At 44.0% G+C, this 19,906-nt stretch carries 20 protein-coding genes and 2 pseudogenes; 20 read left to right on the top strand and 2 right to left on the bottom strand.

What is annotated here, in order from left to right; all coding sequences use genetic code 11:
• Nucleotides 1-45 precede the first annotated feature (45 nt).
• The 6 genes and pseudogenes from DSBG_RS00695 (at nt 46) to DSBG_RS00670 (ending at nt 5,648) form a co-directional block, all read left to right on the top strand.
• Nucleotides 46-978: a hypothetical protein gene (locus DSBG_RS00695; protein ID WP_242877359.1), complete on the top strand. Its 933-nt coding sequence runs from the start codon at nt 46-48 to the stop codon at nt 976-978.
• A gap of 301 nt (nt 979-1,279) precedes the next feature.
• A complete protein-coding gene (locus tag DSBG_RS00690; protein WP_068962299.1) occupies nt 1,280-1,495 on the top strand; it encodes an ArsR/SmtB family transcription factor in 216 nt (71 codons plus the stop codon).
• Between the two features lie 181 nt (nt 1,496-1,676).
• Nucleotides 1,677-2,402, top strand: a pseudogene (locus DSBG_RS00685) (DUF5714 domain-containing protein); the annotation flags it as partial.
• A gap of 448 nt (nt 2,403-2,850) precedes the next feature.
• Nucleotides 2,851-3,915 carry a methionine synthase gene (locus DSBG_RS00680; protein WP_068962298.1) on the top strand — a complete coding sequence of 355 codons (1,065 nt, stop codon included), beginning with the start codon at nt 2,851-2,853 and terminating at the stop codon, nt 3,913-3,915.
• 90 nt (nt 3,916-4,005) lie between these two features.
• Nucleotides 4,006-5,157 carry a DUF4346 domain-containing protein gene (locus tag DSBG_RS00675; RefSeq protein ID WP_068962297.1) on the top strand — a complete coding sequence of 384 codons (1,152 nt, stop codon included), beginning with the start codon at nt 4,006-4,008 and terminating at the stop codon, nt 5,155-5,157.
• A 92-nt stretch (nt 5,158-5,249) separates the two neighbouring features.
• Complete coding sequence (locus DSBG_RS00670; protein ID WP_083236665.1) at nt 5,250-5,648, top strand: (2Fe-2S)-binding protein; 399 nt, start codon at nt 5,250-5,252, stop codon at nt 5,646-5,648.
• Between the two features lie 153 nt (nt 5,649-5,801).
• On the opposite strand, the gene DSBG_RS22735 is transcribed toward DSBG_RS00670, so the two are convergent.
• On the bottom strand, nt 5,802-6,008 hold the full coding sequence (locus tag DSBG_RS22735) for a hypothetical protein (RefSeq protein WP_176716124.1): 207 nt from the start codon (nt 6,006-6,008) through the stop codon (nt 5,802-5,804).
• A 376-nt stretch (nt 6,009-6,384) separates the two neighbouring features.
• Between DSBG_RS22735 and DSBG_RS00665 the strand changes: the two genes are divergently transcribed.
• From DSBG_RS00665 to ymfI, 8 genes are all read left to right on the top strand, one after another.
• On the top strand, nt 6,385-7,551 hold the full coding sequence (locus DSBG_RS00665; protein WP_068962295.1) for an iron ABC transporter substrate-binding protein: 1,167 nt from the start codon (nt 6,385-6,387) through the stop codon (nt 7,549-7,551).
• Nucleotides 7,552-7,613: 62 nt separating this feature from the next.
• Nucleotides 7,614-8,207, top strand: a complete 594-nt coding sequence (locus DSBG_RS00660) for a class I SAM-dependent methyltransferase (protein WP_068962294.1) — start codon at nt 7,614-7,616, stop codon at nt 8,205-8,207.
• 120 nt (nt 8,208-8,327) lie between these two features.
• Nucleotides 8,328-8,963, top strand: coding sequence for an FmdE family protein (locus tag DSBG_RS00655; RefSeq protein ID WP_068962293.1), 636 nt, complete (start codon nt 8,328-8,330; stop codon nt 8,961-8,963).
• A 116-nt stretch (nt 8,964-9,079) separates the two neighbouring features.
• Nucleotides 9,080-10,216: an iron ABC transporter substrate-binding protein gene (locus tag DSBG_RS00650; protein ID WP_068962292.1), complete on the top strand. Its 1,137-nt coding sequence runs from the start codon at nt 9,080-9,082 to the stop codon at nt 10,214-10,216.
• Nucleotides 10,217-10,221: 5 nt separating this feature from the next.
• Complete coding sequence (locus DSBG_RS00645; RefSeq protein WP_068962291.1) at nt 10,222-11,301, top strand: FecCD family ABC transporter permease; 1,080 nt, start codon at nt 10,222-10,224, stop codon at nt 11,299-11,301.
• On the top strand, nt 11,298-12,050 hold the full coding sequence (locus DSBG_RS00640) for an ABC transporter ATP-binding protein (protein WP_068962290.1): 753 nt from the start codon (nt 11,298-11,300) through the stop codon (nt 12,048-12,050). The genes DSBG_RS00645 and DSBG_RS00640 overlap by 4 nt, the downstream gene beginning before the upstream one ends.
• Nucleotides 12,051-12,163: 113 nt before the next feature.
• Nucleotides 12,164-12,586, top strand: coding sequence for a DUF3842 family protein (locus tag DSBG_RS00635; protein WP_068962289.1), 423 nt, complete (start codon nt 12,164-12,166; stop codon nt 12,584-12,586).
• 20 nt (nt 12,587-12,606) lie between these two features.
• The gene (ymfI, locus tag DSBG_RS00630) at nt 12,607-13,347 is read left to right on the top strand and encodes an elongation factor P 5-aminopentanone reductase (RefSeq protein ID WP_068962288.1); all 741 of its coding nucleotides are present in this window, start codon (nt 12,607-12,609) and stop codon (nt 13,345-13,347) included.
• Here the strand turns inward: ymfI and DSBG_RS23905 are convergent.
• Nucleotides 13,340-13,468: a hypothetical protein gene (locus DSBG_RS23905; RefSeq protein ID WP_282434183.1), complete on the bottom strand. Its 129-nt coding sequence runs from the start codon at nt 13,466-13,468 to the stop codon at nt 13,340-13,342. The two genes, ymfI and DSBG_RS23905, sit on opposite strands and share 8 nt — an antisense overlap.
• Nucleotides 13,469-13,572: 104 nt before the next feature.
• Between DSBG_RS23905 and DSBG_RS23500 the strand changes: the two are divergent.
• The 6 genes and pseudogenes from DSBG_RS23500 to DSBG_RS00605 all read left to right on the top strand — a co-directional run.
• Nucleotides 13,573-13,680: pseudogene (locus DSBG_RS23500) on the top strand (molybdate ABC transporter substrate-binding protein); the annotation flags it as partial.
• Nucleotides 13,681-14,164: 484 nt separating this feature from the next.
• Nucleotides 14,165-15,184, top strand: a complete 1,020-nt coding sequence (locus DSBG_RS00625) for an ABC transporter permease (RefSeq protein ID WP_068962287.1) — start codon at nt 14,165-14,167, stop codon at nt 15,182-15,184.
• On the top strand, nt 15,151-16,053 hold the full coding sequence (locus DSBG_RS00620) for an ABC transporter permease (protein WP_068962286.1): 903 nt from the start codon (nt 15,151-15,153) through the stop codon (nt 16,051-16,053). The genes DSBG_RS00625 and DSBG_RS00620 overlap by 34 nt, the downstream gene beginning before the upstream one ends.
• A gap of 43 nt (nt 16,054-16,096) precedes the next feature.
• On the top strand, nt 16,097-17,692 hold the full coding sequence (locus tag DSBG_RS00615) for an ABC transporter substrate-binding protein (RefSeq protein ID WP_068962285.1): 1,596 nt from the start codon (nt 16,097-16,099) through the stop codon (nt 17,690-17,692).
• A 105-nt stretch (nt 17,693-17,797) separates the two neighbouring features.
• Nucleotides 17,798-18,832: an ABC transporter ATP-binding protein gene (locus DSBG_RS00610; protein WP_068962284.1), complete on the top strand. Its 1,035-nt coding sequence runs from the start codon at nt 17,798-17,800 to the stop codon at nt 18,830-18,832.
• A complete protein-coding gene (locus DSBG_RS00605; RefSeq protein ID WP_068962283.1) occupies nt 18,811-19,698 on the top strand; it encodes an ATP-binding cassette domain-containing protein in 888 nt (295 codons plus the stop codon). The genes DSBG_RS00610 and DSBG_RS00605 overlap by 22 nt, the downstream gene beginning before the upstream one ends.
• Nucleotides 19,699-19,906: the final 208 nt, after the last annotated feature.

The raw sequence follows: 19,906 nt of genomic DNA, 5'->3' as shown, positions 1-19,906 counted from the left end.
GAGGGGCAGGAGCTTGTGATAAAGAAGCTCATCGGTAGGTTTTCCTTGAAGCTTTTTGCCGCAAAGGACATGAGGAATTATATAGGCTGCAAGTATTTCCTTGTGGATATTTCCTGTATAGAGGAACAGCTTGATGATTTCATCGTTGCCCTCCAATCCATGCAAATGATGCTGAATATGAGAATCATCCCCATCCTTTCGGATATGGTAAATGCAGACGCCTATATCGGCAGGCTGGTGGATATCGGGGTAACGGATATTGTAACCGCCGACAGCATGGACGGCATCAGGGATGAGCTTGCCGAGTGTCTTTCGGAGGATGGTGGTATGCAGAGGTATAAGCGGTCATCTGAAAGCTTTAAGCAGGATACTGCCTTTGAAGAAGCCCCGAAGCCGAAAGAGATAGTCAAATACAAGTGGAACAGCCGAAATGTGAAGATTGCCATTGCCGGCACACAGCGGCGCAGTGGCGTTACCGTCACCGCCTTTAATCTGGCGGCCTGGCTCATTGCAAGAGGGGCTTCCGCCTGCTATGTGGAGACCAATACCAACCGGCATTTGAACTGGATCGTAAATATCTATGATGCGGAAAAAGACGGAGAAGCCTATCCTGTCGGCGGTGTTGACTGCTATTTTACCAATGAGCTGGATAAGGACTACAACTTTGTTATCTACGACTGCGGGGAGTTCAAAGAACCAACCACAATATTCAGGGAGGCGGACATCCGTCTGCTCTGTGGAAGCATCCTGCCCCATGAGGCAAAAGACTATCTGCAAGTGTTAAATGCTTGTAAGGATATGGACATTTATAAATTGGGTTTGTGTGTGCCGAAGCCTTTGCAGGAATTTTGCAGGGAATCGTTAAACAAGGAGATTCTGATAGCAGAATCCTCCCATGACCTGTTTGAAAACAATATTAACGGACATATCTATCTGCCGATGGTAAAGAGGTTCATTATAATATATAAGTTTGGTTGAGAATTAGTTGTAGCTTTTGCTATGTTCGGAATTAGACTAATTTTCTTTGGTGTTCAGCAAATTTAGGCCTAACAAAGCTTACAGCTAGACACCAATGGCGAAACGCACTGTAAAAAGAGCCATAAAACGGCTGCAATCTCACAATGTGGTGTAAACAAAGAATCCTCAAATTTCAGGAAACATGAATGACTCTAACATGACAAACCAAGCGAAGAAAGCTGCTCTATTGCCTACCATATAAACTACCATTGATATAAAGGCGTATTTATGTTATCTTAGTTGTAGAACAAGAGGTGAAAAGATGGAATTATATACGGACATCCAGCAATTGTTTAAGGCTTTGGCCGATGTAAACCGCCTCCGCATCATTGAGGTATTATCTAAAGAATGTAAAAGCGTCAACGAAATCGCTAAGGCGGCGGGTCTATCTCAGCCACTGACTTCTCACCATCTAAAAGTACTCAAAAACACCGGGATAGCCCGTGTGGAAAATCGAGCTAGTTTTGCCTTCTATTGAATTACCGACGACGTGATCTGGAAGATCATCTCACAATCAAAAGATTTCATTCAAAATAAAACTCAGGTCAAAGCTAACAACTTGTCTGATTTACAAAACAATCAAACGGGAGAGGAGTTTCCTTATGTTCGAGATGATAAATAGCGTGGTTCTACCTAGCGCTAGTGACTGCTGAGGCACTTCATCTAGTGCTGGTCAGCACTTAGACGGAAACACCGAACACTGTAAAATTTGCGGGAATCCACTGGAGTACTTTGATCAAGGCAAAGCACTGACTTGTGCCCAGTGTGGCAAACAGGAGATAGCAAACATCTGTTGCTCTAATGGTCATTATGTTTGTGATGAGTGCCACGGAAAAGGGGTTTTCGACTTAGTCAAAGCCTATGTACTTGATAATAAGTCTAAAAACCCGTTGGAAATTGCTGAAACACTTATGGGATATGACGACCAAGTTCCCATGCTTGGCTGTGAAAACGCTTGGCTAGCGGCTGGAGCCTTGATCGCGGCCATTAGGAACGAAGGTACTATTATAGTAACGGATGATCAGGTTCTGGAGGTGCTAAACCGAACGGTAAGGCAAGCTGTTGGCGGATACTGTGGTCTGACAGGGGTATGTGGGATTGCGGTAGCCATAGGCGCATGCTTTAGCGTTATCTTGGGAGCAGCCTGTCCTAAAGACCAGGAAACGGCAACTACCATGAGAGTTGTGGCCAAGATGGTTAACACTATTGCTAACGAAACAGGGCCTTGCTGTTGTAAGAACTTCGTTCGAAAATCATTGACCGAGGCAGTAAAATTGGTGAAAGAACATCTAAGTGTTTCCCTGCCAATAGTCAGTGAGAACATAATTTGTAAACACGTTGAACGACATCCTCACGGGTGCCGGAAAGAAAAGTGTTCCTATTTTGGCAAGGACACTACTGTAGTAGAGAGAGGGGAAAAAGGTATGCTAAAGAAATATGATGAGTTCTTTTCGTCAGTGTACAATGAAGGGGTTATTGACAGGAAAACCAAACATTTAATTGCCCTGTCAGCTTCCCTGGCAGCAGGTTGTGAACCCTGAACTCAGTATTGCTTTGCAGTTGCAAAGGAACTAAACATCCCGGAAGATGAATTAAACGAAACGATAGCTATTGCTATGACGGTGGGTGCAACAAAGATTAGAGCATTAGCCGACAAAATTCACTCTACTAATAGTGAACCCTCCCGACTGGAAACGAAAGAGGAGCAACCCACCGAATGTAAGACCTGAACTGTCTAAATTCCTGTTTCGGGTAAACAGGGTAGTTTTGACCGGGCATCCAATTGGGATGCCTTTTTAATCAGCAAGAGTTAAGTTAGGAAGGTGAACTGACTTGATACCTCCATTTATAGCAACTGGGATTGGCAGCTTACCGCATACCGACCCGGTTGAGGCTGTTCAAACGGTAAAACAGTTCTTCCCGGACATGCCTCATTGGCCACAGCTACCAAGCAACAATACTTCTGAAGGGTTAATCGGCCAATACATTGCCCCACTCGTCCGGCTTGGTCTGGTGGATAAAGAGTCTGGTAGTGCACCCATTTTCGTCCGGCAATTAGATTGGCTAGACCGGCTTACTGAGTTTTACGATTTGTATTTGAGAATATCCGAAGGTGATGACGAAGCATTAAGTCACTTTGGCTTACCTAATGAATATGCCAAGGGATTCTGGGCATTTGTCGATGAATTGTCTAACGGTGGTTTCCATAATGCTAAATATATCAAGGGTCAGGTTACCGGCCCAATCACTTTGGGGCTGCAACTCACAGACCAAAATAAAAGGTCGTCGTACTACGATGAGGAACTACGGGATATTGTTGTTAAAACCATAGCCTTGCAAGCCAGATGGCAAGTTGAGACCTTAAGCAGATTCGGCATACCAGTCGTAATTTTCATTGATGAACCTGGTCTTTATGCTTACGGTCAGTCCACACATATAACTCTAAACAAACAGGAAATCATTGATGAACTTAACATTATCGTCGATACGATTCATTCTGCCGGTGGTAGTGCGGGGATACACGTTTGTGCAAGTACCGATTGGGGAATGCTGCTCGAATCTAGGATTGATATATTAAACTTCGATGCCTTTGAGTATTTCACAACCTTATCCTTGTATCCCGAACAGATACAAAATTTCCTGCAAAGAGAGGGAGTTTTGGCATGGGGAATAGTTCCCACATCTGAAAAAGTTTTAGCTTACAATTCAGACCAATTAAGTCAAGTGCTTAATGCTCAGATTGATACGTTAGTTGGCAAAGGGATAGACAGAAATGCCCTGACCAGACAGATTATGATTACCCCAAGCTGTGGAGTAGGAACTCTCAACATCGATACTGCAAAAAAAGTCTACAGTCTTACGCAAGAAATATCCCTCAAATATCAGCACGTACTTTGAGTCAAGTGCTGAATTATCTGTAGAACGATTCCCCTGATTGGTAGGATAATAGTAAAATTAAGTGTAGAGGGATAACAGGGAGTGGTCTGAATGTTTGAAGATGAAATCACTAAAGCTTGGGAGCAGCTAAACGAGATTCGACAGATTAAGAAATGCAGTTCATGCGAGTGTTTGCTGGATACTCTCGAAGCTATAATGGGAGACCTTGAAGATATAGACGGTTCAAATGCCAAGGACGTACGTGAAGAAATGTTAGAGTGGTTTGAAGCTGGTAATATAAATCGACACCTATGTCTCGGGTGTGAAACCTGCCTACCTATCGAACCCTATAACCAATTTAGCAAATTGATAAGTGGTATTAGTACCCTTGTTCAGGAGCAAGGATTGTTTAATATGCTTGGTTCTTCCTGTGGTTGTGGGCATTCATGTGAGCCCGAGCCAATAAAGCAAACTATTAAAAAATGGCCGGTTGTTGAGGGCAATTATCAGGTAGGAAGACAGAATTCCAAGGTAGCAGTTTGTACCTTAACTGATTTTGACCTATTGGAGGAAATTAAAGATGTAGGGCTTCTGGAACAAGTTGCTATTGTTGGCACACTGACAACAGAAAATCTAGGCATCGAACGTTTAATAAGGAATATTGTAACGAATCCAAGCATTCGTTACTTAATTCTTTGTGGTAAAGATTCCCGAGGTCATAAAGCTGGTCAAGCCGTTCTAGCCCTTAAATCCAAGGGTATTGGTGAACAACGGCAAATTATAGGAGCCGTCGGCCCCCGTCCAATTCTAAAGAATTTATCTCAAGAGGAACTCAATGCCTTTAATAGTTATGTTACGGTTATTGATGAGATTGGGACAAACGATATTAACCGTTTGAAGGAAGTCATCAACACCTGTAATGCTCAAACGGAAGGTTTGGAATTAATAATTCCCCCGAAAGTGCATTTGCCGAAAACGGTTGAAGCCGAAAAGACAACAAAGTGGGAACCTGATCCGGAAGGTTTTTTCTTAGTTTTAATTGATTCAGATAGCAAAAAGGTTGTTTGTGAACATTACACGAATGACCATGTTCTCAATGAAGTTATTCGGGGAGACAAAGCATCTGACATTGTCAATACCGCTATCAAACGGGGCTTGCTTTCCAGACTCGACCATGCTGCTTATTTAGGCAGAGAATCGGCCAAGGCAGAAACTGCCTTATTGCTTAAAATAAAATACGTTCAGGACGAAGAGTTAAAATAAAACCAATTATCCATGCTCTGACGAAGGGCCAATTGATGATTATCTAATCATTGAAAGCTTACAGGAGTGAAAGGAAGGGTTTATACCACATGATGCTTGAGCTTTCCACAAATTCAAAAGTAATTTCGGCCTGCCCTGTTTGTAACGGGATCGGTCAGAAAGTACGTAAGGTAACAGTTGAACATCAGGTACAACCTGGTATTGAGATTGAAGGAGAACAGTTATTTCTATGTAAAACTCCCGATTGTAAGGTTTCCTATTATTCTCAGGACGGGAAGAAAACAATACTTCAAGAACAATTGATTAGCAAGATTTGGTTTAAGAATGTCCCGCCCCCTGTTCCCATTTGTTATTGTGCAAATGTCACGGAAGAAGAAATCTTCTATCATGTCGCTATAGCCAAGTGCTGCTCTACTTTGGATGATATTAAGAAGCATACAGGGGCCAATACCGGACGTGAATGTTTGACTAAAAATCCTGCCGGTGGCTGATGTTCCTCTGTAGTGCAATCGGTGATTGCCAAAGGTCTTGCTATGAGAGAGTAAGTTATTTTGTTATATAGGCATGCAAGAAATGCCCTCCTACGCTGATTTCAACGTTAGGAGTGCGTTTCTTTTTTTGTACTAGTCAGAAACCCTCGTATACTAGACAGACAGTACATTACGAATAACTCCCATAAAGAGCAGTACGGGATGAGCAAGTCGGGTGTCCTTTGGGTATGTGAGAATAACCGGACACTCAAGCCCAATGGACATTGACTGTAAAAAAACCTTTTCCACCAACTCCCAACGAATCAGATTTTTGGGTAAAATACTGCAGGTCCGTGCCAGACCGAGGTGATTGGTCTTCACTGAGGAATGACCTGGCCAACGGACTGACTGTCGTGATCCCCAGTGAGAAATATTTTATTTCATAACGAGGAACAATTTAGCAGGAATTTGCGAAGGATTGTAGAACATTAAGATTAATTGAAAAATGATATTGCAGCGCAAGACCATGAAGGTGTTTGTAAAAACCATGGAGGTTTGACTCGTTAGAGTCTACTTCATGGTTTTTTATTTTGTTTAAAAGAAGGAAGATTTTTCAATCTTATGATTGACAACACTGCGTTGTGTCAGAAGTGTGGGGAGAAAGATGAGTTGTGGGTTCAAGGTTACTCAAGGGATGATGATTTGGCGGGTTAATCTTCAGATAGATCAATATGGGAAACGGAAAGGGGTTATGTAAATGCATAGACGGATCATGAAGGGAAGCGCTTGGCTTCTCAGTTTGCTGCTCGTAGGACTGGCTTTGACGGGTTGTTCTGCAGTTCGAACTGGAAAGGAAGGCAACAAGTCGGAGACAGGTCAAGTTGTCGGGAATTCTCAGGGTACATTAAATTCTGAAGTAAAAGTAGTGACTGATCTAGTGGGACGTGAGGTGAAAGTGAAAATTCCCGCTCAACGGATTGTGGCCATCGGGCCTGGTGCGTTGAGGTTAGTTGCGTACACCAAGGGTACCGACCGAGTCGTTGGTATTGAGGATATGGAAAAGAAAGTGCCGACGGGAAGGCCCTATATGTTTGCTTATCCGGAACTTAAGGCTCTTCCGACGATTGGGCAGGGCGGAATAGATACCATACCAGATGAAGAAGCGTTGCTGAATGTCAAACCCGATGTCATTTTTGTGTCGTACTTGGTGGATAAGGCGAAGGCAGATAAGCTGCAGGACAAGACGGGGATTCCTGTCGTTGTCTTGAGTTATGGGCCATTGGCAACGTTCAATGATGATGTCTATCGTTCCTTAGATCTGCTTGGTAAGGTTATCGGAACACAACAGAGGGCAGAAGAAGTCATCAACTATGTTAAGAAGAGTCAGGTGGATTTGGCAGAGCGCACAAAAGGCATTGCGGACTCAGCGAAGCCTAAAGTTTATGTGGGAGCATTAGGGATGAAAGGAACTCAGGGCATTGAAAGCACTCAGGCTAAGTATCCGCCGTTTGTGAACATCGGGGCTCGGAATGTCGCCGATGAGACCGGAAAAAGTGGAGGTTTTATGATCGAATGTGAGAAGCTCGTGAGCTGGGATCCAGATATTCTCTTTATCGATGAAGGAGGCTACAGTAAGGTGCTTGCCGATGCTCAGAAGAACCCGGCTTTTTATCAGTCACTCCGTGCGGTCAAGAACGGGCAGGTTTACGGACAGATCCCGTATAACTTTTATACCACGAATATCGATACGGCCTTGGCGGACGCTTATTATGCCGGGAAGGTGATTTTTCCGGATAAATTTCAGGATATCGATCCCGTCAAAAAGAGTAAGGAAATCTACAGTTTCCTCCTAGGTAAACCTGTCTATGAACAAATGGCTAAGGATTATGGAGGGTTCAAGAAACTTGATTTAACTCAACCGTAAAATCAGACAGATGGAGAACAGACTTGTGGACATTCATTTATAGAAGGTGAGGAGGTAACAGTATGCAATTAAAGGACTATTTCGACGGAAAGGCTGCGGAGTGGGATACCCTTATCAAAGATGAGGTAATAATTCGCTTGCAAAATATGGTCGAAGAGCTTGCTTTGTCTCGGGGCAGTAAGGTTCTTGATCTAGGTACAGGCACCGGAGTGCTTATTCCGATGCTGATCGAAGCCGTGGGTTCATCCGGAGATGTGGTGGCCATAGATTTTGCTCCCCAGATGCTGGCAGAAGCTCAAAAGAAGTATCAGGAGCCAAATTTAGAGTTCTTGGAGGGGGCTGCTGAGGATATTCCCTTGGCAGACCAGGCGGTAGATGAAGTCGTGTGTAACTCGGCCTTCCCGCACTTTGATGATCTTAGGCGGTCTGCCAAAGAAATGGCTCGAGTGTTGAGACGTGGGGGAAGAGTTACTGTAATGCATCCGCATAGCAGAGACTATATTAATGATCTGCATGTGTCTCTTGGCGGAGCGGTACGGAACTGTCTGATTCCGGAAGAGGAGGTTATGTTCGCTATTTTTTCAGAAGCAGGTTTCGAGAATATTACCATTAAAGATGTTCCTCAGCGTTATTTCTTGTCGGGGAGAAAAGTATGAACATGACAAGGTGCGGGTGTTATTGGATTCATAATACAGAATCTTGTGAGTGAAATAATCTTTTTTTCAGAAAGAGAGAAGAAGTCTTAGAAAAACTAAAAATTAAGGAGTGGATAAAAAATGGACGAACAAGTTCAGCTGGATTGGGAACGTTGCGTGGCGTTTCACGGGCATGTCTGCCCAGGGTTAGCGATTGGCTTCCAAGCAGCTCAGATTGCCTTAAAGGTGCTCCATGCTTTAGAGGGGGAGCCGTACAATCCTAAAAGTGGGTTTGTCAGCATCGTACAAAATGATGCTTGTGGAGTGGATGCTGTGCAGACTTTACTCTCAAGTACATTTGGCAAAGGAAATCTAATGTTCAAGGATCATGGCAAGCAAGTTTTTAGTTTTATCCGTCGTCAGGATGGGCGTGGTGTTCGAGTTGCCCTGAAGTATGGGGCAATGGACAATGAACGGCATCAAGCTTTGCGGCCTAAAATGATGGACAATACGGCAACCCCAGCTGAGTCGGAGGAATTTTATAAACTGCATGGCGAGATTTCCATGCACCTAGTAGAAGCACCACCAGAAGAGCATTTTGTCTGGCGAGAAATCACCTTCGACCTGCCCAATGGCCCTAAACTCAATCCAACGGTGGAATGTGCATTCTGCGGAGAGGGCGTAATGGAACAGCGGGCGAGTGTTCGTGATGGGCGCATCGCCTGTCCGGAGTGTGTGGAACAATACGAGTCGCGAGTCCTCGTGTTAAATAAATAAAATAGGTTTTCAATAAGAGTAGACACACCAGAGATTCTACTTTGACATGTTTAGATAAGCTGATTTCGATCAGTTTGTCTAAACATGCGATACGAAATAGAGAGGATGAATCTTAAATGAGAAAAGTGATGGCGTTATTGTTGGCCTTGCTTATGCCGGCGTTGCTTTTATCGGGATGTGGAGGGACTGCAGGTACGAAGGAAGCAAGAACAGTTCCGACAGTGGCTAAGGCTCAGAAACAAAAAATTACGGATCTGGTCGGGAGAGAAGTTGAGATAGAGGTACCTGTCCAAAAGGTTGTGGCGATTGGACCAGGTGCGTTGCGGTTGGTGACCTATGCCGAAGGAGCGTCCATGGTGGTCGGGATTGAAGAGATTGAGAAAAAGCCTTCGCCGGGAAGATCGTATATGCTGGCTTATCCCGACTTGAAAAAACTGCCCAGTATTGGGCAGGGAGGACCGGATACTGCCCCGAACGAGGAGAGCTTGGTTGGCGTTAAACCAGATGTAATTTTTGTCTGCAATCTTGTAGATAAAGAGAAAGCAAATCAACTTCAAGCCAAGATAGGCATTCCGGTGGTCGTTCTGAGTTATGGCGATGTTACAAGTGCTACAACATCGTTTAACGAGAATCTATACCGTTCCTTAAGTATGATCGGTACGATTATCGGGAAGGAGAAGAGGGCCCAAGATGTTGTGGCTTATCTTAGACAAAATGAAAAAGATCTGGCAGAGAGGACGAAGGATGTTCCTGCGGGGGACAAAGCAAAAGTATATGTTGGGGCCGTGAGCTCAAAAGGAGCGCACGGGATCGAATACACTCAGGCCAAATACCCGCCGCTGGTGTTCATTGGGGCGAAAAATGTCGTCGATGAAACCGGGAAAAGCGGAAGCTTAATGATTGATAAAGAGAAACTCATCAGTTGGGATCCGGATATCTTGTTCCTTGATGCAGGTGGGTATGCGCTAGTTACGGATGATTTTAAGAAGAATCCAGCTTTCTACCAGTCTTTGAGTGCGGTGAAGAAGGGCCAAGTTTATAGCCAGATTCCTTATAATAACTATACGACCAATATTGAGACGGCATTTGCAGACTCCTATTACGCAGGAAAGATTATCTTTCCTCAACAGTTTCAAGACATCGATCCGATTAAGAAGAGTGATGAACTGTACCAGTTTCTTCTCGGTAAGCCCTTGTATGCAGAAATGGTACGGGATTATGGTGGCTTTAAAAAGCTGGAACTAGGAAGGTGATCGAGTTGGTGGGCGAGGAAACTGTGCTCGATGGCGGGATAACCCATTATTTGAGATATACATGGAAGAAAAAATTAATCTTGTTGGGTCTGATGATTATGACTGCAGTGCTCGCCCTCTATGCCATCAGTGCCGGTTCAGCCGAGCTTTCGCCCTGGCAAGTGTTACTGACTTTACTCGGCCAAACTGAGGGACATGCTCAGATTATCATTTGGTCAATCCGCTTGCCCCGGGTGTTGGCAGCGATGGTCGCTGGGATAGGTTTGGCGGTTGCGGGTGCGGTCATGCAAAATATCCTCAGAAATCCCTTAGCTTCTCCAAGTACCCTCGGTATTGCTCAAGGTGCAGCCTTTGGGGCTGCGCTAGCCATCATCGGCTGGGGAGCAGGTAGTACACAAAGTACAGGCGGAGGAGCGTTGCTGATTAACAGTCCTTATCTTGTCACAATTTCAGCCTTCGTAGCGGCCATGCTTACGACCATGATCATTCTTTTTCTGGCTCAATATAAGGGAGTCTCACCAGAGTCTATGGTGTTAGCCGGGGTCGCTTTGGGATCTCTCTTTTCGGCAGCCACGATGCTTTTACAGTATTTCACCAATGATGTAAATGTAGCCGCCGTCGTCTTTTGGACGTTTGGTGACATCGGGCGGGCATCGTGGGGTGAGTTGGGGATTATGTCTTGTGTAGTCTTAGGAGCCTTGCTCTTTTTCCTGTTTAACCGCTGGAATTACAATGCTCTGGACAGTGGGGCAGAAACAGCCAAGGGCCTAGGTGTCAACGTGGAAAAGACGAGACAGTGGGGAATGTTCTTTGCATCTTTGATCACAGCCACTGTCGTTTCCTTTTTGGGAATCATCGCCTTCATTGGTCTCGTGGCTCCACACCTCGTCAAACGCTTGATAGGCGGGGACAATCGCTTTCTAATTCCGGCTTCTGGGGTGATGGGTGCTTTGTTGCTTCTGGCTGCGGATACCCTGTCCAGGCGGATTATTGCGCCCGTGGTTTTGCCTGTTGGCGCAGTCACTTCCTTTCTCGGGGCTCCTCTCTTTCTCTATTTTCTGGTGAGGGGGTCGAAGTTACGATGATCTTATCCGTTAATGGGATCGAATTTAGATACAGCTCCCGCACAATATTAGAGAATGTAGGCTTCACTGTACTGAGGGGGGAATTCCTAGCAATCCTCGGGAACAATGGTGCTGGAAAATCGACGCTGCTCAAGACCTTGAACAAGATTTTATTACCGAAAAAGGGAAGTATCTTATTGGAGGGGCAGGAAGTGTCTAAGCTCAGTCGCTTGGCGATAGCCCTTAAAATGGCGTATGTCGCGCAAAATTACGAGAGCAACCGTCAGACCGTCTTTGACGCTGTGCTCTTGGGCCGCAAACCCCACATCAAGTGGGAGGCGACAGCGGCGGATTTGGCGTTGGTGCAAGGGATATTGGCCAAAACAGGTCTGGGGGAATTTGCCCTGCGCTACTTAGATGAACTGAGTGGAGGGGAACTGCAGAAAGTCGTCATTGCCAGGGCCTTGGCTCAGGAACCCGAGGTTCTGTTATTGGATGAGCCAACCAGCAACCTGGATCTAAAAAATCAAATGGAAGTGTTGAAAACTATCCGGACCGCAGCTAAGGAGAAGAATATTGCGGTAGTTGCTGTAATGCACGATCTTAATCTGGCCTTACGCTTCTCAGATAAATTTTTGTTACTACAGGACACAAAGGTATTCGTTGCCGGTGGCCCAGCGGTGATGACTGCAGAAAATATCTCTCAGGCGTATGGGGTTCCGGTTAGCGTGGAAAAGGTACGGAACCAAACTGTCGTGATCCCCAGGTGAAATATTTAAGAGGAAGACAGGTCTAAAACTTCTTGGTTTTTTTGTTCAATTTGAATGGAAGATGCTAGATAAAAAAACGCAGGAACTAAAATGGCTATACCAAGGAGGAAATTATGCGGATAGCAGTCATTGATGGACAGGGTGGCGGCATTGGTAAGCATATAGTCGAGCAGTTACGCAAAAAAATGCCAGAGCTGAATATACTCGCTTTGGGAACCAATGCCCTTGCAACTGGAGCTATGTTGCGGGCCGGGGCTTCTGAGGGAGCTTCTGGTGAGTCTGCGATTTGTTATAATGTAGATCGGGTGGATCTAATTGTGGGTTCGGTTTCGGTGATGATGGTTTATGGTTTCTTGGGAGAAATCACTCCGCTAATAGCTACAGCAATCGGTGCGAGCAGAGCGAACAAATTGCTTCTTCCTATCCAACGTGGGAATATTCTACTGGTTGGAATCCTTCGCTCCCCTCTGCCCCACCAGATTGAGGCACTGGTAATAGAAGTAGAAGAAAGACTTAAGCATAATCATTTTTCCTGAAATTGAGGTGACTATGAATTATGGATTATACAAAAACCGTTGTAATCACTGGTGCATCCAGGGGAATTGGAAAAGCAACTGTGGAAGTGTTTGCTCGACAAGGATACAATGTACTGATCAACTTCAACAAGTCAGAGAAGGACGCCATTGCCTTATATGAAAGTCTCAAAGAAAAGGAATTCTCGGTTAAGCTTTTTAAGACAGATATATCAAAAAGAACTGAAGTAAATGCAATGATAAAGTTTTGTGTCAATGAATTTGGAACTATTGATGTCCTTGTGAATAATGCCGGGATATGTCAAGAAAAATTATTTATCGATATAACAGATGAAGACTGGGATCGAATGATAAATATTAACTTGAAAAGTGTTTTTTTCTGTACGCAAGAAGTTTTGAAATATATGATTCCTCAAAAGAAAGGGAAAATCATTAATATTTCTTCCATATGGGGAATGGTGGGGGCTTCCTGTGAAGTCCATTATTCTACTGCAAAAGCAGGCGTAATTGGCCTAACAAAGGCATTGGCGAAAGAACTGGGGCCTTCAAATATACAAGTAAATTGTATTGCGCCTGGAATTATCCAAACAGATATGCTTTCTTCATATAATCAGGAGCAGTTAAATATGCTTAGAGAAAATACTCCCTTAATGAGATTAGGGAGTCCTATAGATATCGCCATGTGTACCTTTTTCTTAGCTTCTCAGCATGCAGACTTCATAACTGGCCAAATCATTAGTCCAAATGGTGGTTTTGTTATTTAGCGACTTGTTTTTTAGAAATTTTCAAGCAATTAGGCATATAACGAATGGCTCTAACTAATTCTTGGTCAGTCAATTTGCGATCTTTCGCAAGCCCAGAAAATGAATTGCCAAAATCCGGCATAATTTTAACCCCCTTGTAACTTAAAGGCTACCTTCATTTAATTCTCAATTACTGGGAAGGTACCTCGATGCTATTGTACAGGAAAAGATAACAGCAAGGTTACCTCTCTCGAAGATCTAAGTAAAGCGAGCGTTGCTCAAATCAGTATTGGTACCCCTGAGTCCGTTCCAGCAGGAAAATATGCGCAAGAATCGTTGACGAATCTCAAACTTGTTGTCGGATTCTTGCTGCTAATCCTATTTGGCAAGAACGGACCCTTGGGAAAACTCCTGTTGGCGCTTATACATTTAAAACGCCCAACGCCGCCCCTCCATCAATGACGGCCATCGTTCTAAGGTGCTTTTTGCGCCACGGGTTGGAATCTGGCCAAATCCTATCCAAATCCTCAAAATCATTTCAATTATGTTTTATCTAACAACTTCTTTAGCAGTAAGCAAGGATGACTCACTTGTAGCTTATGCTGAATTTTCACTCTAATATTAAGCATATTAAGAGAAACTTTTGGCAGGAATTCACGAACAATTGTCGAATGCTATAAAAAAAGATATTGCAGAGCAAGACCATGAAGGTATTTGCAAAGGCCATGGAGGTTTGACTCGTTAGAGTCCTACTTTCATGGCCTTTTTTTGTTTGAAAGGAGGGCGAATTGAAGAACAGGGTGTGTTTGCAGCTGCAAAGGAAGGTGGGTGGAACTGATTGAACAAAAAATCAATGATTTTTAAAAAGATAACAAGAAGAGCAATAGGATTTATACTCACTATGTTTATACTATCAGTTGGAGTTTTTTATTTGGCGCGTCTGGCACCTGGTGATCCGCTGCAATCCTATTACGGCGATGCAGTTGAATCCATGACCACAGTAGAACTAGACGCTGCGAGAGTTCGTTTAGGCCTGGATGGCCCTATCTATGTTCAATACATCAAATGGAGTAGCAACGCATTTCAGGGTGATTTTGGCTTATCGCTGAAAAGCAAGATGCCGGCGATAGATGTTATTTCTCCACTAATCGGAAACACTTTGATTCTTGGGGGCACAGCCTACATACTTGTTTTCGGTTTAGCCACTCTCCTTGCCTTGTTTTGCGCAATGAATGAAGATACGTTAATGGATCGAATCATCTGCAAAGTGGGAACAGCGGCCTATTATATACCACCATTTTGGTTGGGCGTTGTTTTGGTCTTGATTTTTAGTATTAATCTGAGATGGCTACCAAGCAGTGGGGCTTATGATATCGGCAAATCGGGCGATATCTTAAATCGAATACAGCATATGATTTTACCGCTGGTAGTCATGATACTCAGTCACCTGTGGTATTACGCCTATATGATCAGAAACAAGCTTCTGGATGAAGTGCGCAAAGATTATGTGTTTTTAGCCAAATCCAAGGGCTGTACAAAACATGAAATTGTTTTCAAGCATTGTTTTCGCAATGTTGCACCGACCATTGTCAGCATCATGGCTATTTCGATCCCTCATGTCTTAAGTGGAACCTATATTGCGGAGTCAGTATTCAATTACCCTGGCATAGGGGCACTTTCCATCCAAAGTGCAAAATATCATGATTACAATTTACTGATATTGGTTGTGCTGATTACCGGAATACTGGTTATTTTGAGCAGTATCATTGCACAATCGATCAATGAAGTAATTGACCCAAGAATGAAATTGACGGAGGCACTGGCATGGCGGAAAAAAGCAGAGAAAAGTTTGTCATAGTCGGGGCTAATTACAAGATTCATAGGCCAGAGGAGACAAAACCGTCGTTTAGAAATAGACTGAAGGGAAAACCAATTATCGCCATTGTCCTTCTCAGCATCATCGTATTGGGGTGCGTTTTTGCAGAACAAGTGAATAATCATGACCCGACAGGTTTTTATCTACAGAATCTTAGTGAAGCACCCAATGCGCAATTCTATTTCGGGACAGACTCGCTGGGTCGCGATATTTTTTCCATGATCTGGTATGGTGGACGAGCTTCAATCTTTATAGGTCTGCTGAGCATGGCGATCATCACTGTGATAGGGGTTGTCTTCGGTTGTAGCGGTACTGCAAATTCACGCGTTGATGCGGTCATGATGCGCGTTCCCGAGCTTATTAATAGTATTCCGATCTTGTTGCTTGTCTTGTTGCTGGCGTCGGTTATGGGAACGCAGAATGTTCTAAAGATATCCTTTGTCATTGGCGTGACCAGTTGGTGCGCCTTGGCAAGAATCGTGCGCAGTGAAGTCAGGCAGATACGCAGCAGTGAATACATGCTTGCCGCGCAATGCATGGGAGGAAGCTTCCTGCATACGATGTGGACACACTTGATACCAAATCTGGTTTCAACAATTATGTTTGTTGTTGTATCCTGTATCAGTTCAAGCATGTCCTTGGAGTCTACTCTGAGTTTTCTCGGTTTGGGGCTTCCTGTGAATGTTATTTCCTGGGGAAGCATGCTATCTCTTGCCAACAAAGCACTGCTGCTCAATACCTGGTGGGTCATAATAATCCCGGGCGTATTCCTAATAACAACCTTGGTGTGTATCACAAATATCGCCTATTTCTTCAGAAGAGAAACAAACAAACGGGAAAGCATTCTATAAAGGGCAATTGCCGTTAGAGCCATTAAATTAGAGGAGGATGAGTATGAATTACAAGCAAAGAATCAAGACACTATTGGCAGTCATTTTATGTTTAGGGGTTATCTTGAGCTTTACAGGGTGTTCTTCAAGCGCCAGCTCAACCAAGAGTACAGCAAAGGACGCCTCTGATTTGTCCAATACCCTGGTTTATGCAGGCGAGAATACAGATACAATTAACCCCGTTGTCACCGGTCAAAGCGAGTTGGTGAGTATTATTTTTTCCGGTTTGATGAAGTATGACGCTTCCGGCAAGCCTATTGAAGACTTAGCAAAAAGTTATACCTATGATGAAAAGTCACTCACTTATACCTTCAATCTGAGGCCAGGGGTTTTGTGGCAGGATGGTAAACCGTTTACTGCTGAGGACGTTGTCTACACCTATAAAGAGTTGACCACCGATAAAACCTTAGCTTCAACGCTTCTTGATGATTACAAGGATATCGCCAGCGTCAAAGCGAAGGATGAGTTAACCGTTGAGATAACTCTTGCGCAATATAATGCTGCCATGCTTAATTATTTTACAATTGGCATCATTCCGAAGCATCTGCTTGAGGGTCAGGACCTTACGACAGCCCCCTTCAACCAAAATCCTGTCGGCACCGGTCGTTATAAGTTTGTTAAGTGGGATAAATCCGGCGGAACGGTAGAAGTGGTGAGAAACGAAAAATACTACGCTAAGGTCCCGAACATTGAAAAAATAGTCTACAAAACTGTTGCGGTGGAAAGCACCAAGGCCACTATGCTGCAATCCGGCGAAGCAGACCTGGCCTGGCTCAATGCCAAATATGCTAAGAATTTCCAGGGTAAGCCGGGCTTCAAAAATTACGATTTTACAACAGCGGACTACCGTGCTGTGTCAATGGATTTCAGATCTAAATTCTGGATCCAAAACAAGGATTCAATTGGTGTGCTTAACGATGCTATCGATAAAGAAGCTGTCGTGAAAAGCGTGCTTACCGGTGAGGGTGGCCCTGCCTACAGCCCCATGCAGCTGAACGCTTTTGGCGGCAATAAGGCAGCGGACATCTACCCATATGATCTGGATAAGTTTGCCCAAGAGATGACCAAGCTTGGCTGGACTAAAGGGAGCGACGGTATCTATGCACGCAATGGTCAAAAGTTCCACTTCAAAATTCAGGTACGTGATTACGAAGAAGAGCGCGTAGATATTGCCAATGTTGTTTCAAAGCAGCTGAAAGATGCAGGCGTTGAGATGGAAATCGTTCTTGTGACAAAGTTCGACTGGAAGGCCGGATATGACGGCTTCTTAGCCGGGTATGCAGCTGAGTTTGATCCGGATGGAGCCTATAAGCAATTCATTACAGACGGAAGCGCGAACACTATGAAATACTCCAATCCGGTCGTGGACAATTTACTTACCCAAGCAAGACATTCCAAGGATGCTAATGAAAGAAAGAGCTTGTATGGTCAATTTGAAGTTGCTTTTGCCAAGGAACCAGCTTCTGTCTTAATCGCCTATCTGGACGGCAATTATGTAGGCATTAGTGGCCTTGACGGTCCCGACACCAAAAGAGTGCTCGGACACCATGCGGTGGGCGTGATGTGGAATATTGAAGATTGGAAACTTTCAAAAAAGTAGAAAGCTTAAGTTAGAATAAAACTGCTACAGTAATTGTAAGATGTGCCGGGTATTTCAGTGAAAACTCGGCACATCTTACATCAAATATGGGAGGAACTTTCAATAATGGAACCTGTTTTGCAACTTAAAAACTTATCAGTTAGCTTTGATACACCAAAGGGTGAGGTTGAAGCTGTCAGAGATGTTAGTTTATCACTCAACAAAGGCGAAATCTTGGCTTTAGTAGGGGAATCCGGATGTGGCAAAACCGTTATGAGTCAATCAGTTCTGAAGCTGCTTCCTAAATCTTCGAGGATAAAACAGGGGCGAATTATAGTTGAGGGAGAAGATATAACGGATTATAAAGAAAAACAAATGCGTAAGTTGCGCGGTGGTATTTTGTCTATGGTATTTCAGGACCCCATGACAACGTTAAACCCAACAATTCCGATAGGCAAGCAGATTACTGAATCTATCTTAAAACATAACAAGGCACACAGGGAGCAGGCCAGAAAACGAGCGTTGGAAATGCTGGCTTTGGTAGGCATTGAAAATCCTGAACAGATGTTTGCGCTGCAGCCACACTTTTTTTCGGGTGGCATGCGCCAACGCTGTGTCTTAGCAATAGCTCTGGCCTCCAATCCCAAGGTGTTGTTTGCGGATGAAGCCACTACTGCGCTTGACGTGACGGTTCAGGCCAAAATAATCGATCTTCTTTTAGATATTCGGGATAAGACCGGTATTTCAATCATTTTTATTTCTCATGATTTGGGAGCTGTGGCCCGCATTGCAGACCGTGTGGCGGTGATGTACGCCGGAAAAATAGTTGAAATCGGTACGGCAGAAGAAGTCTATTATGATCCTCGACATCCTTATTTGTGGGGGTTGATGTCATCTTTGCCATCTATGACTAAGGCGGGGGAGAATCTTACCAGTATTCCCGGTATGCCACCAGTTATGCTGTCTCCTCCGCCCGGTGACGCATTTGCTGTTCGAAACGAATTTGCTCTGGCGATTGATTACGAAGAAATGCCACCAATGTTTCAAATTAATCCCACCCATAGTGCGGCTACGTGGTTACTTGATGACAGAGCGCCAAAAATTACGCCCCCAATTTCACTGGGAAGTAGGACTGAAGCATGGAAACAGAGGAAATTTTAAGTGTTTGTAATTTGAAACAGTATTTTCATATAAACAAAGATTTAACGATCAAAGCTATAAATGGTGTGACTTTTCAAGTTAATAAGGGCGAAGTTTTTGGCCTTGTAGGTGAAACCGGCTCTGGAAAATCAACAGTTGCGCGTACGATTATGGGAATATACCCAGCCACGGGAGGTGAAGTATATTTTAAGGGCAATAGGATATCCGAAAAAAGGATCTATCGGCAGAATAAAAAAGATATCCACCAAAACATGCAGATAATATTTCAGGATTCAGCTGCTGCTCTAAATCCAAGAATGACGGTCGAACAGATAATTACTGAGCCGCTGAAGATTAACCGTATTATAAGGAACAAAGATGAGCTTCGAGATAAATTAGAGTCCTTACTGTTGGAAGTGGGCTTGGATAACACCTATAAAACGAAATATCCCACTGAGATTTCAGGGGGTCAGCGTCAACGTGTTGCCATTGCAAGATGCTTAAGCACGAGTCCTGATTTGATTATTGCTGATGAGCCTGTTGCATCCTTGGATGTTTCAATTCAGGCGCAGATCATTAACTTGTTTCAACGCTTGCAGCGCGAGCGGGGGTTTTCATTTCTCTTAATCGCCCATGACCTCTCCATCATTAAGTTTATTTGTGACAAGGTGGCCGTGATGCTTCATGGCAGACTTATGGAACTTGCAACAACCAAAGAATTATTTAATAATCCGCTCCACCCGTATACACAGTCTCTTTTGTCGGCCGTTCCTGTACCTGACCCTATCTTTGAAAGGAATAAAAAGCTGTTGGACTATGATGTGAAAAGCGCCAAAACAAATGGGGACATGGTTGAAGTATCACTCGGGCATTACGTTTTTAAATAATTAGACATCAGTTGAAGTGTTGACGTTTAATCGATGAGTCTCCAAGTTATGGATCTTGCTTATCCTCATGCGTGTCTAAAAGAGTTTGTACTAATACTTAATATTCTCCAGTGCTTTTTCGTAGGTATTACCCTGTGAAATGCAGCCATGAAGAACCTAGTGAGGCCTTGGGACATCTGATGAAAATCTTCAGACTTTAGGAACTCGT

It is taken from the genome of Desulfosporosinus cupriresistens (assembly GCF_001707885.1).
Lineage (GTDB): Bacteria > Bacillota > Desulfitobacteriia > Desulfitobacteriales > Desulfitobacteriaceae > Desulfosporosinus.
Note: the sequence above shows the minus strand (reverse complement) of the source record. Positions and strands in the feature narration are given on the sequence as shown.

Coding starts and splice junctions, on each gene's coding strand:
- DSBG_RS00640 (WP_068962290.1), top strand. CDS start 11,298: ATGATCTTATCCGTTAATGGGATCGAATTTAGATACAGCTCCCGCACA.
- DSBG_RS00660 (WP_068962294.1), top strand. CDS start 7,614: ATGCAATTAAAGGACTATTTCGACGGAAAGGCTGCGGAGTGGGATACC.
- DSBG_RS00670 (WP_083236665.1), top strand. CDS start 5,250: ATGCTTGAGCTTTCCACAAATTCAAAAGTAATTTCGGCCTGCCCTGTT.
- DSBG_RS00675 (WP_068962297.1), top strand. CDS start 4,006: ATGTTTGAAGATGAAATCACTAAAGCTTGGGAGCAGCTAAACGAGATT.
- DSBG_RS00690 (WP_068962299.1), top strand. CDS start 1,280: ATGGAATTATATACGGACATCCAGCAATTGTTTAAGGCTTTGGCCGAT.
- ymfI (WP_068962288.1), top strand. CDS start 12,607: ATGGATTATACAAAAACCGTTGTAATCACTGGTGCATCCAGGGGAATT.
- DSBG_RS00650 (WP_068962292.1), top strand. CDS start 9,080: ATGAGAAAAGTGATGGCGTTATTGTTGGCCTTGCTTATGCCGGCGTTG.
- DSBG_RS00610 (WP_068962284.1), top strand. CDS start 17,798: ATGGAACCTGTTTTGCAACTTAAAAACTTATCAGTTAGCTTTGATACA.
- DSBG_RS00665 (WP_068962295.1), top strand. CDS start 6,385: ATGCATAGACGGATCATGAAGGGAAGCGCTTGGCTTCTCAGTTTGCTG.
- DSBG_RS00635 (WP_068962289.1), top strand. CDS start 12,164: ATGCGGATAGCAGTCATTGATGGACAGGGTGGCGGCATTGGTAAGCAT.
- DSBG_RS00655 (WP_068962293.1), top strand. CDS start 8,328: ATGGACGAACAAGTTCAGCTGGATTGGGAACGTTGCGTGGCGTTTCAC.
- DSBG_RS00605 (WP_068962283.1), top strand. CDS start 18,811: ATGGAAACAGAGGAAATTTTAAGTGTTTGTAATTTGAAACAGTATTTT.
- DSBG_RS00615 (WP_068962285.1), top strand. CDS start 16,097: ATGAATTACAAGCAAAGAATCAAGACACTATTGGCAGTCATTTTATGT.
- DSBG_RS00620 (WP_068962286.1), top strand. CDS start 15,151: ATGGCGGAAAAAAGCAGAGAAAAGTTTGTCATAGTCGGGGCTAATTAC.
- DSBG_RS23905 (WP_282434183.1), bottom strand. CDS start 13,468: ATGCCGGATTTTGGCAATTCATTTTCTGGGCTTGCGAAAGATCGCAAA.